Origin of the sequence: Rheinheimera muenzenbergensis (genome assembly GCF_036984005.1) — a bacterium.
GTDB classification, from domain to species: domain Bacteria; phylum Pseudomonadota; class Gammaproteobacteria; order Enterobacterales; family Alteromonadaceae; genus Alishewanella; species Alishewanella muenzenbergensis.
Window position 1 is genome coordinate 144,856 of record NZ_JALAAR010000005.1, and the last position, 16,194, is coordinate 161,049.

Genomic DNA, 16,194 nt, shown 5'->3' on the forward strand with positions numbered 1-16,194 from the left:
CAGCGAGATAACCATGGCACAAGTCATTCAGATTGGTAATTCTAAGGGCATTCGTATCCCACAGGCGATTATTAAGCAAACCGGACTGGAGCATAAAGAACTGCAGTTTAAAGTGGTGCCGGAAGGTTTGCTAATAACGCCACTGCAGCAATTGCGGCAAGATTGGGCGTTACAGGTTGACGCCGCCTTGGCTGGGCAAAGCGACAGTGCTGATACGGACTGGCTGGATGTCGATTTAACCGAAGCGGCACAGGCTGATGAGCAGCAACAATGGTAACGCTACCGCAGCGATTTGATATCTGGCTGGTAGATCTAAACCCTACCCGGGGCAGTGAGATTAACAAAACCCGCCCCTGTGTGGTGGTGTCACCTAATGAGCTGGAAAATTTAGCGACAGTACTGATGGCACCGATGACAACCAAAGGTTTTGCCTTCCCCAGCCGTGTAGTCGTGACATTTCAGGGCCAGCAAGGCTTGATTTTGCTGGATCAGATCCGCGCGGTTGATAAACAGCGCTTGCTGAAAAAACTGGGTAGCCTTGATCAGCACACCAGTATCGCCTTGTGCCAAACGCTGACCGAGATGTTTAGTCTGTAAAAAAAGCGGCAACCGAAGTTGCCGCCAAACAGAGAGTGGAGATGAAACGAAAAACGTTTAGTAACTTGCGCTTAGCAACTACATGCTTAGTTGCGGATCATATAGTCAAAGGCACCCAGCGCCGCAGTAGCACCTGAACCCATGGCGATAATGATTTGCTTGTACGGTGCTGTAGTGGCATCACCGGCAGCAAATACGCCAGGTAACGATGTTTGGCCGCGCTCATCAACAATAATCTCGCCGCGTGGCGATAGCTCCACTGCACCACGTAACCATTCGGTATTTGGCACCAAGCCTATCTGCACAAAGATACCGGCCAGTTCAATATGATGCGCGGCACCGGTTTTGCGGTCGGTATAGTTAATGCCGTTTACTTTGCTACCATCGCCGGTAACTTCGGTGCTTTGCGCTTCAGTGATGATAGTGATATTGGCCATAGAGTTGGCTTTTTTCACCAGTACCGCATCGGCGCGCAGTTCAGCGGCAAATTCCAGCACGGTAACATGCTCAACAATACCGGCTAAGTCGATAGCCGCTTCGATGCCGGAGTTACCGCCACCAATTACGGCGACTTTTTTACCTTTAAACAACGGGCCGTCGCAGTGCGGGCAGTAGGCTACGCCTTTGCCGCGGTATTCCTGCTCGCCGGGTACATTCATTTCTCTCCAGCGTGCGCCTGGGCTTAAAATTACCGTTTTGCTGTTTAGCACGGCGCCGTTTTGCAGCTCCAGCTGTATCTTGCCGTCTTTGCGCAGCGCAACCGCGCGCTGGTTATTCATAATATCGACGTTATATTCGCGTACATGGGCTTCTAAGCTGTTTACCAGTTTTGGCCCTTCGGTGTACTGCACCGAGATAAAGTTTTCAATGCCAACGGTATCGGCTACCTGGCCACCAAAACGCTCGGCAACAATACCGGTGTTTAAGCCTTTACGCGCAGCGTAAATGGACGCTGCAGCACCGGCCGGGCCACCGCCAACCACTAACACATCAAAGTCGGCTTTGTTTTTCAGTGCTTCGGCCTGGCGTTTTTCGGCGTTTACATCCAGTTTTTGGATGATTTTTTCCAGCGTAATGGCACCTTGTGAAAACAGCTCGCCGTTCAGGTACACCGATGGCACCGCCATAATGTTCTTGTCGGCCACTTCTTGTTGAAACATAGCGCCGTCGATCATCACGTTGGTAATGCCAGGGTTAATGGCTGACATTATATTCAGCGCTTGTACCACTTCCGGGCAGGTTTGGCAGCTTAATGACACATAGGTCTCAAAGGCGAAGCTGCCCTGTAACTGGCGGATTTGCTCAATGGTGTCAGCCGCTACTTTAATCGGGTGGCCGCCTGAGTGCAGCAGCGCCAGCACTAAAGAGGTGAATTCATGGCCCAGCGGTACACCAGCAAAGGTAATGTGGGTGTCGTTGGCGACTGAGCGCACCAACATCGCCGGTTTACGGCTCAGGGCATTGTCATCGCGGCGCAATGACACTAAATCAGATAATTCGGCAATGTCGTTTGCCAGGGCGTTTACTTCAGCAGCTTTGGCGCTATCGTCTAAAGATACCACCAGTTCAACCTGCGTTTTCAGGTTCTGCAGATAGGTTTTTAATTGTTGCTTCAGGTTAGTATCTAACATAATGACTCCGGTTATACTTTTCGTCTTTCAAGATACGCGGGTGTTGGCTGCGTTCGTGAACCCCAATCACTTAGTGCAGCTAAGCTCATGGGGATTCACGGCCTTGCCGCCTACGCGCATCTTGAAATCCATTGGTTATAGATAATTCAGATAGTGCGAAAAAAAGTCAGCCGCTAAGGTCGGGCTGGCGTAAACCAGCCCGTGCAAACAAAGGTATTGGCAGTGGGGAAGCTGGAAACAGCTTCTTAGAGGAGCTGTTTGCCGCTTCCGGCACCGCAGTTGCCTGCAGTTTGCATCAAAGTTAGATTTTACCAACCAGGTCCAGTGACGGTGCCAGAGTGGCTTCGCCCGGAGTCCATTTCGCTGGGCATACTTCGCCGTCGTGGTTAGCTACATATTGTGCCGCCTGTACTTTGCGGAACAGTTCTGCAGCGCTGCGGCCGATACCTAAGTCGTGAATTTCAGCAACTTTGATTTCGCCTTCCGGGTTAATTACGAAAGTACCACGCAGTGCTAAACCTTCTTCTTCAATCATTACACCGAAGTTACGGGTGATAGTACCTGTTGGGTCACCGATCATCGGGTAGTTGATTTTCTTGATGGTTTCAGACGCATCGTGCCATGCTTTGTGGGTGAAGTGGGTGTCAGTAGATACTGAGTACACTTCTACACCGATTTCCTGGAACTTAGCGTAGAAATCAGCCAGATCGCCCAGTTCAGTTGGACATACGAAAGTGAAGTCGGCTGGGTAAAATACGACTACAGACCATTTGCCGGCTAAATCCTGATCAGAAACAGGAACAAACTTACCCTGATGAAAAGCAGTGGCTTTAAATGGTTTGATTTTAGTGTTGATAATAGAAGACATAGTCTTGCTCCTTTCGGTTAGTTAACAGTTCTTGTTTCAACGTCTGCAGTTTAACGCGCTACACCTTATTGTCAAAACGAATAAAACAAATTGGTTTAATCAATTTTTGCGATTGATATTAAACTTATGCAACCTTGTTCAGCCTGCGCTTAGCTATACTCTGGCAAAGTAGTCGCCATGACTAAGTACCAGGAGCTGTTATGATCATCCCCCGCACTTACTGCTGCACGGCTTTACTTAGCACAGTGTTACTACTTGCTGCCTGCCAGCAAGTTGTTACGCCACAGGGCGACTTTGTGCAAACCAACCAACAGGTAGAGCAAAAACCTCTGAGCCTGCAGTTTAATCAGGGCCGCATTAGTGGCTTTACTGGCTGCAACCGCGCTATGGGTAGCTTCACTGTAGATAAGGGCGACTTAGTCGTTTCTCAACTGGCCAGCACCATGATGGCTTGCAGTGAACCGGCTATGGCGCGCGAACAGGCGTTTCATTCATTTTTGCAAAGTAAACCCAAGCTGAGCTACGACAATAAGCAGTTGGTATTGCGCAAAGATGACATTTCCTACCAATTTAGCAGCCAGCCCTAGCGGCTGGTGTTGTTTTGCAGATAATGCGTTGCCAGTTGCTGATATTCGCCACTGGCATATAACTGGTCCAGCGCCTGTTGCAGTTGTAGCACTATGCTATCAGGCACGGCTGGATTTAACGCCAGATAATTGGCTCCGACCACAGACAGGTCCAGTACTGGCTCGACAATATCAACACTTTGCTGATACTTTGCCAGCCACACCGGTAAAATAAGTTCGGATGCGATCAGCAAATCAACTTTGTGCTGTAAAAACAGCGCTACCGCGTCTGATTTTGCCGCCAGGCCCAGCAGGTTTACCCCATGTTCAAAGCCTTTGCTTTGCAAATACATTTCGTAGACATCACCACGGGCCACCGCGATAACATATTGCTTGGCCTCGTCCAGTGTGGCGGGGTTTATCTCGGGCCGGCTTTTTAAGCGGTACATACTGGCTTTAGAATGGGCCAGCGGCCCAACCCATTTAAACAAGGGTTCGCGCAAGGCGTTACGGGAGGTGGAATACAAGGCACCCTGTGGATCTTTGGTCGCTGCTTCATACGCACGTAACCAGGGGTACAAGCGGAACTGACATTCTAGCCCGGCTTTTTCACAACTGCGCCGCACCAGTTCAGTATTTAGCCCGGTAATACTGTCGGCTTCAATATAGCTGTAGGGCGGGAAGTGCTCAGTGTACAGGTTTAGTTGCTCGGCAACGACAGAAGCCACCAGACATAAACAGCCGGTTATTATGCTGGTGCCAATTATCTTCATAGCGTCACTCTGCGTGGGGCTTTCACTGCTACAGCAAACTATGGCAGAGCTCGGGCAAAAGTGACAAGGGTTTTTTCCGCTTAAACCTACTTAGATGCCATCACTGTCCGTGTGATATTCATCAATTAATTTTTGTTTTTCAAGGCATACTTAAATTTAACCATAATCAGCAAAGTGTTAAATAATGTTTAATTTGAGGGTGTTTTGTGGTATTTTCCGTTGCTAGCCACGATAGATTTGCCGCAACCACAAACAGGGAGATTGAAGATGCAATCTAGTTACGTACATCACCAATACAAGCAAAATCCACTCAAGTTCTTGATTAAACTTATGGAGTTGAACAAATTCAGTAGTCAATTGGAAAAGCTGGATAATGCAATGTACATCCTTACTGGCATAGTTACTTATCGCTGCCTACATCATCATGACAAGCAAAGAATCAATGCCAGTGTGTTACAGCTAAAAGATATCAATGGGCCGCTCTTTTCTCATTTGTACGGCATTATTGGTTTTCTTTCGGTCAATCCTTACTGGTTTTGCTGGAGTTTGACTGACGAAGAGCTAAGAAATCACTTCAATCTCAATGATGAAGCGCGCTCTGCGTTAAGTTACATCGGGTATGACCTGAAAGGACTCCTTACCGCTTCAGGTTTAGCTGGGTTTGTACTTAGTCTGTATAAAAAAGGTGCATTGAATGGTGTAAAATCGGTAGCTGCATCAGCTACAAATTATTCGCTTACAAAAGAAATTGCCTCGACATCTAACGCTGCTCAATCGAGTATAAAAAATGTTGCCTTTTCAGCGGCAGTGGTAACTGTGTTTGCGTCGGTATTACTTGCTACAACTACCACTAATGCAAAAAATGCGAAAAAGGAGCTTGCACTTCGTGGCCTATTGGACATGGAAGCTATGTAATGCTTAGTTATGCGATTTGGGGTTTGGTATCTTTAGTTGCTGCATCTTGGTTATTTGCAGCATCAATAATTATGTTACGCCGTGACAAAGTGTTTAACCCTTTAACGCTTGCTCCCTATGTAGTATCGGGCGTGCTGTTGCTTTGGTGGGCAGCCGTTTCCCTACTGCATGTTTTGCAAGTTGATCTGCCGTGGCTGGTTGATCTTGCGCTGTTGTTGCTTTTTTTAGTTCACGCTGTTCTGTTAACTGTAGGAGTTTGGCGAAGTGTACGTTAGGTCTTGTTTGTGGCTATTGGTATTGTTATGTATTCCTCGAGCAAAAGCAGATCCGTGGTTCGACGCAGGGCTGATAAGTGGTGGCTTGACAATGTGCTCAACGACTACACAAACATTGACTGATAAGCAAAGAGCTGTTTCGAGTGATCTTTCTGAACAGTTGCTTGCCGCGAGTAAAAGATACGACAATGCTGAGCAGCAATTCGATGCTGGTATGATGCAGTTTTTAGAGGATCTCTACGTAGAAGATGCTCAACCTTTTCCTGACGATACCCGTCCTGACGTTATAAGCTTGCAGGAATGTAAAGAATATCAGAGTAAAGCGATAGCACTATTGGAAACAATCCGGTAATTGCGCTTTTAAACAGGAGCGGAGAGAGTTTTTAAGGCAGCAGGCAGAATTAAGGAATTTGGTGATGGCTAAATGCCATCACCGTCCATATGCAGGCCGCATTCGCGGCCAAAGCCGTTAAAGCGGGTGTCTTCTTCGCTCATGCCCAGCTCCAGCTTGCGGGTAGAATGTGTGTCGCCTACCGAGACATAGCCTTGCTCCCACAGCGGGTGATAGCTTAAGCCGTGTTCTTTTAAGTAATAGAACACGTCTTTATTGCTCCAGTCGATAATTGGCTGAATTTTTACCACGCCACGGCTGATCTCGATAATGCCCTTATCGGCGCGGCTGCTGCTCTGGCTGCGGCGCAGGCCGGTAAACCAGCTGCCGACATTCAGCTCCCGCAGGGCCCGTTGCATTGGCTCAACTTTATTTAACTGGTTGTACTGTTTAGTACCTTCAGCCGTTTGCCACAATTGGCCAAAGCGCGCTTCCTGCCAGGCCGGGCTGAGCTCGGCCCGGTATACTTTCAGGTTCAGCTGCAATTGTGCTGTCAGCTGGTCAATAAACTGATAGGTTTCCGGGAATAAATAACCGGTGTCGGTTAATACCACCGGAATATCCGGCTGCTGCTGCGACACCAGATGCAGCATCACCGCTGCCTGAATACCGAAACTGGAACTTAGCATCGGGCTTGACGGCAGGTTTTCCAGCGCCCAGCGCACGCGTTCTGCTGCGCTGAGTGGGGTCAGAATATGATTAGCCTCCTCCAGCCAGGCCTGCTGGGTGGCATTATCCTGCTGCAATATAGTGCGAAACTTGCTGCTATCCGCCACTACAGCGACTTGCTTAGCTATGGAAGTCATCTTTTGGCACCACTACCGGTGCTATTACACCGGCCCTTATCACGAAATCACCAAAGCCTTCGCTGCTGTTATTACGCTCAAGCGCCCAGCGGCCAATTAAGCCATCCAGTGTAGCTAAAATGTCTGCTTCGCCGACGTTATCCAGCAGCAGGCGCGGAATACGGGTACCTTCACGGTTACCGCCCAGATACAGGTTATATTTACCCGGGCCACGGCCAACCAGGCCGACTTCGGCCAGCATGGCGCGGCCACAGCCATTCGGGCAGCCGGTAATGCGCAGCACTATATGCTCATCAGCAACGTTATGTTTGCCCAGTAAGGCTTCTACCTTAGTAACCAACTCTGGCAAATAGCGCTCGGCCTCGGCCATCGCCAGAGGGCAGGTTGGGAACGACACACAGGCCATCGAGTTTTTACGCTGCTCGCTGTGGCCGTCATCAATTAAGCCATGGCTGCGGGCAATAGCCTCAATTTCGGCTTTTTGCGCGGCCGGCACGCCGGCAATAATCAGGTTTTGGTTGGCGGTCATGCGTAAATCGCCCTGATGGACAGCAGCAATTTTCGCCAAACCGGTTTTTAATGGTTTGCCGGGGAAATCCAGCACCCGGCCGTTTTCAATAAACAACGTTAGGTGGTGCTTGCCGTCGATACCTTCAACCCAACCAATACGATCGCCGCGGCTGGTAAAGCTGTACGGCACCACAGGTGCAAAGGCTACACCGGTGCGCGCCTCGACTTCAGCACGAAAGGCGTCCAGGCCAATACGGTCAATAGTGTATTTGGTTTTGGCATTTTTACGGTTTGAGCGGTTGCCATAGTCGCGCTGTACGGTAACCACATGCTCGGCCACTTTTAGCGTATGTTCCAGCGTGACATAGCCCAGATCATCCGCCATGCGCGGATAAGTGGCTTCATCGCCAAAGGTCATGGCTAAACCGCCGCCGACTAATACGTTAAAGCCGACCAACTGACCTTTTTCGGCTACCGCGACAAAGGTTAAATCGTTGGCATGGACGTCAATATCGTTATGCGGTGGAATAACTACCGCCGTTTTAAATTTACGCGGCAGGTAGTTATCACCAAGAATTGGCTCTACTTCGGTGGTTTCGACCTTTTCTTCATCCAGCCAGATTTCAGCATAGGCGCGGGTCTTCGGCAGTAAATGCTCGCTGATTTTCGCTGCCCATTGATACGCTTGCTGATGTAACTCAGACTCTACCGGGTTGGAGGTACAGAGCACGTTACGGTTAACATCGCCGGCGGTGGCAATAGAGTCAATGCCAATGCTATGTAAAAATTGATGCATCGGCTTAATGTGCGGCTTTAACACACCGTGAAACTGAAAAGTTTGCCGGGTGGTTAAGCGGATACTGCCGTACATCGTGTTGTCGGCAGCAAATTTATCAATCGCTAACCACTGCTGCGGCGTAATAATGCCGCCAGGCATACGGGCGCGCAGCATCACATTGTGCAGCGGTTCGAGTTTTTGCGCGGTGCGCTCGGCACGAATATCACGATCATCCTGCTGATACATACCGTGAAAGCGGATCAGCATAAAGTTATCACCGTTAAAACCACCGGTGATCTCATCTTTTAAATCAGCTTCGATGCTACCGCGTAAATGCTGGCTTTCTGCTTTTAAGCGCTCGTTATCAGACAGTGCACCCGGTGCCACTAAATCTGGATTAATTGGATACTGGCTCATTAATACACGTCCTTCTGATAACGTTTTGCGACACGTAATTCATCTAAGTAAGCTTGCGCCTGTTCTGCGCTTTTAGCGCCATATTGTTGCACTATGTCTAACAACGCCTGTTGTACATCTTTGGCCATCCGGTTGGCATCACCACAAATATACAGGTGGGCGCCTTGCTCAAGCCATTGCCATACTTCGCTGCCATGTTGGCGCAGTTTGTCCTGCACATACACCTTAGCTGCCTGATCACGGCTAAAGGCCACATCCAGTTTAGTTAACAGGCCACGTTTGAGGTAACTTTGCAGCTCCAGCTGGTATAAAAAGTCCTGGGTAAAATGCGGGTTACCAAAAAACAACCAGTTTTTACCGCTGGCACCGTTGGCATCACGCTGTTGCAAAAAGGCGCGAAACGGCGCTATACCTGTGCCCGGACCAATCATGATCACCGGCGTTTCGTCACTGGCCGGTAAGCGGAAATTATTATTCTGCTCGATAAAGACCTTAACGTTATCACCTTCATTTAAGCGCTCGGCTAAAAAGCCCGACGCACCGCCTAAATGTGGCTGGCCGTAAGCGTCATAGCGCACTACGCCAACGGTTAAATGTACTTCGTCTTCCACTTCGGCCTGCGCTGAGGCTATAGAGTACAGCCGCGGTTGCTGCTTGCGCAGGGCATCCACTAACTGCTGGGCGCTCAGTAGCCCGGGATAGTCGCGCACTATATCGATAATCTGCCGCTCGTTAAGGTAAGCGCGCAGTGCGGCTTTGTCGGCTGCCAATGCAGCTAACTCCGCATTGTTGGTCGCAGCAGCGTACTTCTCCACAAAGGCTGGGTACGACTGTGTCAGCTCAAGCTGCTCAGTTAACGCCTGCTCTACCGTCAGGCTGTCGTTGCCTAGGCTCACCGGGGTATCGCGCGCTATGACGGTTAATAACAATAGCTCGCGTACCAGCGCCGGATCATTTAAGAAGTACACGCCCAGCGCATCACCCGGCTGGTAAGTTAAACCGCTGCCGGCTAATGAAATTTCAATGTGGCGCACATCTTTGGTTGAGTCGCGGCCGGTAATCTTCTGGTTAGTGTACAGCTCGGCGGCAAACGGTTGTTGCTTGCTGTATTGGCTACCGCTAGCTGAAGCAATGTCTGCGCCAGGCGAATCCACGCGGGGCCAGGCAATAACCTGCGCTGAAGGCGCGGCAGAGGCGCCTAGTTCCGGCTCCAGTTTAGCAACCAACTCGTTGCTCCAGCTGTCAGCCTGAGCCTGATAATCGACATCTAAATCGATGCGCGCCAGTACCGAAGTCGCGCCCAGTTCAGCTAAACGCTGATCAAAGTCTTGTGCGGTCTTGCAGAAAAATTCATAGCTGGTGTCACCCAGGCCCAATACCGCATATTTCAGGCCGGCTAATTTGGGGGCTTTTTTGCTAAACAAGAAATTGTGCAGGCCAATGGCATTTTCCGGCGGTTCACCCTCGCCATAGGTGGAGGTAACAATCACCAGGTACTGCTCATTCTTCAGCTGAGTGGTTTTGTAGTCGGCCATATCGACTACTTTCGCCACCAGGCCTTTACCCTGTGCCTGTTTGGCTAAGGCTTCGGCAACGTGACGGGCATTACCGGTTTGTGAGCCAAATAAAATGGTCAGGCTGGCGCTGGCCTGCGCCACTGCGGGTGCGGCCTGGCCAGCAACTTGCCCGGCTAGCTGGGCACTGGCTGCCAGATAGCCGCTGACCCAGGCTTGCTGGATAGGGTTTAACTGGCTGACTAAGCCCTGCAACTGATTAACCTGCTGCTCGGACAACGGACTGGCCTGCGCCACTAACGAAGATAAAAGCATAAAACACCCTGCACACCATAATTGCAGGCATTTTAGCCGTCTATATGTATGCCGGTAAAAGAATGGATCTCTCTTCTTTATTCCAATAAGTAATTAAAAACTGGTAACGCTGTAGCGCTACCGTACTGATAAACAGACCAAAAAGTAGTGAAAATTACTAAGTTAAGCCGGTAGCTTAAAGTGGCTTTAAAAATATATCGTTAAATAACAGTTAGTTAAAAATTGGCATTATCTTTGTAATAGCTTAAACGTAATCAACAGTGGCCAATAGCCTAAAGGACAACAGCAATGAAAAGCTTACTTATCGCCAGTGGTTTTGTGTTAACCAGTTTAAGCGGCGCCGTTATGGCGCATGACAATACCAGCTGTAATGTCAATTTTGATAAAGATTTAGCCATCAGCAGTGCCCATGTCAGCATGAAAGATGCCGGCACAGAGCTTTGGCGCATTAACGATAATGGTGAATTGTGGCTGCAGGGCAAAGCGGTAAAAACCGATAGCAGCACCCGTGTGTTGTTGCGCGATTATCAAGCCGGTATCCGTACCCAAACATTGGAAACAGTAGCTCTGGTAGAGGATGCGCTGGTGCTGGCTGCAGATGCGGTTAACTCAGTACTGACTGAATTAACCGGCGACACGCTGGAGCAACACCCGGCACTGCAAACTGCCATGGATAAAATTCGTGCTTCCGCTGCCGGTGTGGTTAAACGAGATGGCGACGATATTTTTATTTATGGTAGCCGTTTTGACAGTATTGATGAGGCCTTTGGCCCAGAGTTTGAGCAGGCAATAGAGCAGGCAGTAACGCAATCAATGGGCAGCATTTTTATGATTATCGGCAAGGCCATGGCCAGTGGCGAAGGCACCTTTGAGCAGCGGATGGAAGCTTTTGGTGAGCGCATGGAGCGCTTTGGTGAAGATTTAGAAACACGGATGCAAAGCAAAAGCCAGTTGCTGGAACAGCGTGGCGATGCCATGTGCGCCAACCTGCAACAGCTGGATGCACTGGAAACGCAAATTCAGCAACTGTTACCACAGATGCAGCAGTACGACTTAATTGAGGTGGGCAGCAGCAAAACCACTGCCTTTTATCTGTTTAACTAACCATAGCTTGAGTTAACAAGGTTTCGTGTTCTATCCCAACCACGACTTTGGCGCGCTGCTCTCATCCTGACAGCGCGTCTTTTTTAACAACAAGCTGCTTTGACTGCTCCGACTGGTTATCTGCTGTGCTTCAGGTTAGCCTGTTCGCAACCAAAAGAAGGAGTAAGCAATGACGATACAACGTATTTTACCTGCCGCCCGCTATTCAGAGGCAGTGATAGTAAATGGTTTAATTTTTTGTGCCGGTATGGTGCCGGATACGCACAGCAGTGATGCGACTTTGCAAACCGAGGATGTGCTGGCGCAAATTGATAGCTTGCTGGCCCAATGTGGCAGTGATAAAAGCAAACTGGTCGATGCCACTATTTATTTAGCTGACATGGCCGACTACGCCGCGATGAATCTGGCCTGGGACAACTGGGTGGCACCGGGTAATGCTCCGGCCCGCGCCACAGTTGCAGCCAAACTGGCTGATCCGAGCTGGAAAGTGGAGATTAAAATCGTCGCCGCTCAATAAGCCCTGTTAAGGAAGCTGTTATGTCTAACCCGTTAATGTTATTGCAACACTGTTGGTTGTATGCCGGTTTTGAATTACGCCGGTTATGGCAAACCCGTCCCGGCCTGATGACGCTGGCGGCTACTGCCGTGATCTGGGCGTTGTTGTTTCGCTACGCCATAGTGCCGGCCGCCGATTTAATTGCCTCACGTGGCTTTGTAAATCTGATCAGCAGCCTGTTTGGTAACGCCGGGTTACAACAGTTAAGCAGTTGGCCCACGCCGGAACTGGCTGTGTATTGGTTTTTCAGCCTGCTGTTATTGCCGTTGTTCAGCCTGTTTTTTACTGCTAATCAATTATGCAGTGATTTAGAGCGCGGCACTTTGCGTTTTCTCAGCTTGCGCAGCAGCCGCAGCAGCATAGTGTTGGGTCGCTTTGCCGGCCAGATGTTGGTGCAAGCCAGCCTGATCCTACTGACATTGTTGGCAACTTTAGTATTGTCGGCCTGGCGTGCCGGTGGTTTGTCGGCAGATATGCTAAATGCCATGGCGGTGATCTTTGTTAATCTGTTGCTGGTGTTACTGCCGTTTACCGCCTTGATGAGTGTATTTTCAGCGCTGGTACGCACGGCAAAACTGGCTGTTGGCCTGGCGATAGTCAGTCTTGGCCTGTGTTTTGGCCTGCTAAGCTGGTTTATCTTTTACTTTCCTGATTTCCTGTTTTTACTTGGCTACCTGCCTGGCACCCAGGTGATGCGACTGTTAGCGCTGCACGGCTGGCAAACACTGCAACATGCCGCACTGCCGCTGGGGCAAAGTGTGGTGTTACTTACCCTGGCCACTTTAACGGTTAAGCGGAGAGCATTATGAGTAGTTTAATTCGTTGTGACGGCCTGACTAAACAATTTGGCAGCAAAACGGCATTGCAGCAGGTTAGCTTTGAGCTACAACAAGGTGATATCGCAGCACTGATTGGCCCAAACGGGGCCGGTAAAACCACTTTATTTAGTATTTTATGCGGCTATTTACCTGCTACTGGCGGCCAGGCACAACTGCTGGGCCACCAGGCCGGCAGCAGTGCTTTGTTTGGTCGCATTGGCGCCTTACCGCAGGATGCACAGTTCGATCCGGGTTTCAGTATTGGCGAGCAGCTGCAGTTTTATGGCCGGTTGCAAGGGTTAAGTTCTAAGGCGGCAGTGGCTGAAACCTCAAGGGTGTTGACGCTGGTAGGGCTGGCTGCAGAGGCCGGGCACAAAGCGGCTGCGTTAAGTCATGGTATGCGCAAGCGTGCTGCGATAGCACAGGCTTTTATTGGCCAGCCAGAGCTGGTGTTGCTGGATGAACCCACTGCCGGGCTGGATCCGGCCAATGCCCTGGCTATCCGGCAGTTAATTAGCCAGCTTAGCGGTCAGGTTAGTTTTTTGATCAGCTCGCACAATATTTTTGAGCTGGAGCAATTGTGTAACAAGGTGCTGTATCTGGATAAAGGCCTGTTGCAGGCCAGTGAGACTGCAGCCGTGCAGTCTGATGCGCCACACTACCTGACCTTACAGCTGGAGCAGGAAAGCAGCGACAGCTTACTGCAGGCATTAAAGCTGTTACCTGGGTTAATCAGCGTACAGCAACCGCAGAAAAAACAATTAGTATTGCGGGTGCAGCGTGATCTGGCGGACAGCTTTGATATCAGTTTGCTGCAATGTCTGGCGGCGAACGGCTGGCGTTACCGCAGCCTGACACAGGGCCAGACACTGGAGCAAAAACTGTTTGATATTGCTTAAAAGTTACACTGCTGGTTTAGGGAGCTGATATCGCTGCGGCTAAGTTCGCTATTGGCCGGATTAAAGATGTCAGACATGATAGACGCATTATTGCTGTTATGGCCAAGCCCCAGCGCGTGGCCAAACTGGTGGGCAATGGTCTGGATCAGGCTGGCATTAGTTTTATAAGCAAAAATGGTCATAGTACGCTGGCCATTTTCTATCTGCATTTCGCCAAATTCTATGGCTGGCGCGCTATCAGGCTTTGACTGACGGATGTGATTGTCGCGACTGATGCTGTTGCGGTAATCCCGCTCCCGCGACAGTTGATCACGTTGCTGCCTTATCGCTTCGTTTTCGTATTCAAGGCGTTGTTGCCGTTGTTGCAAATTTGCCTGCTGTTGCTGATAGGTCGCGCTGCCCCAAGTACCGGAGTCTCTGCTTTGCATTTCCAGTACTGCCATATCGCGCTCCAGCTGGGCTTTATCGTTGCGGTAAGCTGTTGAGCGCTGGTTTAGCCGGCTTTGCTGCTGTTGCAGAGTTTCATCACGTATATCACTGCGGTTACTGGTTTGATACTGCCGGCTTTTTTGTAATGCCAGCTGCAATAATTGCTGTTGCTGACTGTCGTAGCGAAAATGTATCGGAAAACCATCCAGGCTGTCATAGCGAAACAGCTCAGTGTTAAAAGCTTTATTCCATAATTGTGCCGCTTCGTGCGCCGCTTGCTCGGCTTGCTCTGCGGTTAAACCAAAGTTGGGGTCTAACTCGCCAAGGCGCCATAACACCGGGGCCTGGCACAACTCTTTTTGCATTCTGCTATCTGCTGTCTGATTCAGCAGCATTGGCATAGCCCGGTTAATACCGGCGGGAGTAAGAAATAACATATTAACTGCCGACAGCAGCGCAATAATAAACACAATCCGTATTGTTAACTTCATTATATTTCCTGATTTAAAACTGTTTTTACAACTTCGCCAGAACTGATTGACCGCTTTGTATGGCTTACGTTAATGTGCAGCATATCAAGTGTTAAGGAGTAAGGTAAATGGAAATAGCAACCTTATGGATCATTATTGGTATTGTATTAATACTCACTGAGCTATTAGCCACCAGTATAGTGGCGGTGTTTTTTGGCATTGCCGCCATAGTGGTGGGTTTGTTACTGCATTTTGGCCTGATTGAAAGCTATGGTAACCAATTTTTGTTGTTTGGCGTGCTGTCGCTGGCGTTATTACTGGGGGTGCGCGGCCATTTTAAACGTTGGTTTGTCGGTTATACCGCCGACAGTAATGAGCAACCCAGCCAGTTTAGCCAGGACCTGGGCAGCCGGGTAAGTGTGCACAGTGACTTCGTTAATGGGGCCGGCCGGGTGGTACTAAATGGCGTACAGTGGGATGCCGAATCGAGCGACGCGTTAAAGGCTGGTGACGTCGCCTGGGTCGTGGCAAACCAGGGTATTAAACTGACAGTGTCGGCCAATAAACCAGTATAACTTTTTTATAAACCATCTGTTTTAAGGAGTAAAAGTGATGGCAACTTTAGATATAAACACTATTTTAATGGCCGGTTTTGCGCTGGCCGTTGTTATTACCATTGTTAAAACGGCGCGGGTCGTGCCGCAAAAAAGTAACTTTGTTATTGAACGCTTAGGTAAATATTCACGTACGCTCGACTCTGGCTTTCATATTCTGATCCCATTTATTGATAAAGTGGCCTATGTGCACAGCTTAAAAGAAGAAGTGATCGATGTGCAGCGGCAAACCTGCGTTACCCGCGACAATATTCAAGTTGGTATTGATGGCATTTTATATCTGCAGGTTATCGACCCACATAAAGCCAGTTACGGTATTAATGATTATCGTTATGCGTCAGCCCAGCTGGCACAAACCACCATGCGTTCAGTTATTGGCCAAACCGACTTAGACAAAACCTTTGAAGAGCGCGCCAAAATTAACGAAGAGGTGGTCAAGGCACTGGACGAAGCCGCCGCGCCCTGGGGCGTAAAAGTACTGCGCTATGAAATAGCCGATATAGAGCTGCCGATCAGTATTAAAGATGCGTTAGAGCAGCAAATGCGCGCTGAGCGCGAGCGCCGTGCCGCTATTGCTAAATCGGAAGGTGAGCGTCAGGCGATGATTAACGTATCAGAAGGCCAGAAGCAGGAAGTAATTAACCTGTCTGAAGGTGATAAGATGCGGCAAATTAACGAGGCCGAAGGCCGCGCCCGTGAAATTGAGCTGATTGCCATCGCAACCGCTGAAGGTATCCGCCAAATTGCCGATGCGATTAACCAGCCCGGTGGCTCAGAAGCGGTAAGCCTGCGCGTAGCCGAGCAATACGTCAAAGAATTCGGCAATCTGGCCAAAGCCAACAACACCATGATAGTACCAGCCGAACTGGCCAATATCGGTGGCGCTGTAGCCGGTTTAACCGAAATATTAAAAGTGGCACAGCCCAAAGCCAAATAAGGCAGTAAAGG

At 49.6% G+C, this 16,194-nt stretch carries 19 protein-coding genes; 12 read left to right on the forward strand and 7 right to left on the reverse strand.

What is annotated here, in order from left to right; translation table 11 throughout:
- Positions 1–13 precede the first annotated feature (13 nt).
- Both MN202_RS07910 and MN202_RS07915 read left to right on the forward strand, forming a co-directional pair.
- A complete protein-coding gene (locus MN202_RS07910; RefSeq protein WP_335735557.1) occupies positions 14–277 on the forward strand; it encodes an AbrB/MazE/SpoVT family DNA-binding domain-containing protein in 264 nt (87 codons plus the stop codon).
- Positions 271–597, forward strand: a complete 327-nt coding sequence (locus tag MN202_RS07915; RefSeq protein WP_335735558.1) for a type II toxin-antitoxin system PemK/MazF family toxin — start codon at positions 271–273, stop codon at positions 595–597. Before MN202_RS07910 ends, MN202_RS07915 begins: the two co-directional genes overlap by 7 nt.
- 86 nt (positions 598–683) lie before the next feature.
- Here the strand turns inward: MN202_RS07915 and ahpF are convergent, their stop codons facing one another.
- Entirely contained in the window at positions 684–2,228 is a 1,545-nt protein-coding gene (ahpF, locus tag MN202_RS07920; RefSeq protein WP_335735559.1) for an alkyl hydroperoxide reductase subunit F, read from the reverse strand.
- A gap of 301 nt (positions 2,229–2,529) precedes the next feature.
- Positions 2,530–3,096 carry an alkyl hydroperoxide reductase subunit C gene (ahpC, locus tag MN202_RS07925; protein WP_134053160.1) on the reverse strand — a complete coding sequence of 189 codons (567 nt, stop codon included), beginning with the start codon at positions 3,094–3,096 and terminating at the stop codon, positions 2,530–2,532.
- 200 nt (positions 3,097–3,296) lie between these two features.
- On the opposite strand from ahpC, the gene MN202_RS07930 reads away from it, so the two are divergent.
- Positions 3,297–3,683, forward strand: a complete 387-nt coding sequence (locus tag MN202_RS07930; RefSeq protein WP_335735560.1) for an META domain-containing protein — start codon at positions 3,297–3,299, stop codon at positions 3,681–3,683.
- On the opposite strand, the gene MN202_RS07935 is transcribed toward MN202_RS07930, so the two are convergent.
- On the reverse strand, positions 3,680–4,435 hold the full coding sequence (locus tag MN202_RS07935) for a substrate-binding periplasmic protein (protein ID WP_335735561.1): 756 nt from the start codon (positions 4,433–4,435) through the stop codon (positions 3,680–3,682). The genes MN202_RS07930 and MN202_RS07935 overlap by 4 nt on opposite strands.
- Positions 4,436–4,702: 267 nt before the next feature.
- Between MN202_RS07935 and MN202_RS07940 the strand changes: the two genes are divergently transcribed.
- From MN202_RS07940 to MN202_RS07950, 3 genes are read left to right on the forward strand one after another with little or no spacing between them, the layout of a single operon-like run.
- Entirely contained in the window at positions 4,703–5,350 is a 648-nt protein-coding gene (locus tag MN202_RS07940) for a hypothetical protein (RefSeq protein ID WP_335735562.1), read from the forward strand.
- A complete protein-coding gene (locus tag MN202_RS07945) occupies positions 5,350–5,625 on the forward strand; it encodes a hypothetical protein (RefSeq protein ID WP_335735563.1) in 276 nt (91 codons plus the stop codon). Before MN202_RS07940 ends, MN202_RS07945 begins: the two co-directional genes overlap by 1 nt.
- A gap of 7 nt (positions 5,626–5,632) precedes the next feature.
- A complete protein-coding gene (locus tag MN202_RS07950) occupies positions 5,633–5,977 on the forward strand; it encodes a hypothetical protein (protein WP_335735564.1) in 345 nt (114 codons plus the stop codon).
- A gap of 68 nt (positions 5,978–6,045) precedes the next feature.
- On the opposite strand, the gene MN202_RS07955 is transcribed toward MN202_RS07950, so the two are convergent.
- Genes MN202_RS07955 through MN202_RS07965 form a run of 3 tightly spaced genes read right to left on the reverse strand, consistent with a single transcriptional unit; the run spans position 6,046 to position 10,356 of the window.
- Positions 6,046–6,822: a phosphoadenylyl-sulfate reductase gene (locus tag MN202_RS07955; protein ID WP_335735565.1), complete on the reverse strand. Its 777-nt coding sequence runs from the start codon at positions 6,820–6,822 to the stop codon at positions 6,046–6,048.
- Positions 6,806–8,527, reverse strand: coding sequence for an assimilatory sulfite reductase (NADPH) hemoprotein subunit (gene cysI, locus MN202_RS07960; protein WP_335735566.1), 1,722 nt, complete (start codon positions 8,525–8,527; stop codon positions 6,806–6,808). Before cysI ends, MN202_RS07955 begins: the two co-directional genes overlap by 17 nt.
- Positions 8,527–10,356: an assimilatory sulfite reductase (NADPH) flavoprotein subunit gene (locus MN202_RS07965; protein ID WP_335735567.1), complete on the reverse strand. Its 1,830-nt coding sequence runs from the start codon at positions 10,354–10,356 to the stop codon at positions 8,527–8,529. The genes cysI and MN202_RS07965 overlap by 1 nt, the downstream gene beginning before the upstream one ends.
- Positions 10,357–10,644: 288 nt before the next feature.
- On the opposite strand from MN202_RS07965, the gene MN202_RS07970 reads away from it, so the two are divergent.
- The 4 genes from MN202_RS07970 (at position 10,645) to MN202_RS07985 (ending at position 13,733) form a co-directional block, all read left to right on the forward strand.
- Positions 10,645–11,460 (forward strand): YggN family protein, encoded by an 816-nt coding sequence (locus tag MN202_RS07970; protein WP_335735568.1) that lies wholly within the window; start codon positions 10,645–10,647, stop codon positions 11,458–11,460.
- 169 nt (positions 11,461–11,629) lie between these two features.
- Positions 11,630–11,977 carry a RidA family protein gene (locus MN202_RS07975; protein WP_335735569.1) on the forward strand — a complete coding sequence of 116 codons (348 nt, stop codon included), beginning with the start codon at positions 11,630–11,632 and terminating at the stop codon, positions 11,975–11,977.
- Positions 11,978–11,997: 20 nt separating this feature from the next.
- The gene (locus MN202_RS07980; protein ID WP_335735570.1) at positions 11,998–12,825 is read left to right on the forward strand and encodes an ABC transporter permease subunit; all 828 of its coding nucleotides are present in this window, start codon (positions 11,998–12,000) and stop codon (positions 12,823–12,825) included.
- Positions 12,822–13,733: an ABC transporter ATP-binding protein gene (locus tag MN202_RS07985; RefSeq protein ID WP_335735571.1), complete on the forward strand. Its 912-nt coding sequence runs from the start codon at positions 12,822–12,824 to the stop codon at positions 13,731–13,733. Before MN202_RS07980 ends, MN202_RS07985 begins: the two co-directional genes overlap by 4 nt.
- On the opposite strand, the gene MN202_RS07990 is transcribed toward MN202_RS07985, so the two are convergent.
- A complete protein-coding gene (locus tag MN202_RS07990) occupies positions 13,730–14,653 on the reverse strand; it encodes a matrixin family metalloprotease (RefSeq protein ID WP_335735572.1) in 924 nt (307 codons plus the stop codon). The two genes, MN202_RS07985 and MN202_RS07990, sit on opposite strands and share 4 nt — an antisense overlap.
- A gap of 107 nt (positions 14,654–14,760) precedes the next feature.
- Between MN202_RS07990 and MN202_RS07995 the strand changes: the two genes are divergently transcribed.
- Entirely contained in the window at positions 14,761–15,207 is a 447-nt protein-coding gene (locus MN202_RS07995; RefSeq protein ID WP_335735573.1) for an NfeD family protein, read from the forward strand.
- 37 nt (positions 15,208–15,244) lie between these two features.
- The gene (locus MN202_RS08000; protein ID WP_335735574.1) at positions 15,245–16,183 is read left to right on the forward strand and encodes an SPFH domain-containing protein; all 939 of its coding nucleotides are present in this window, start codon (positions 15,245–15,247) and stop codon (positions 16,181–16,183) included.
- Positions 16,184–16,194 lie beyond the last annotated feature (11 nt).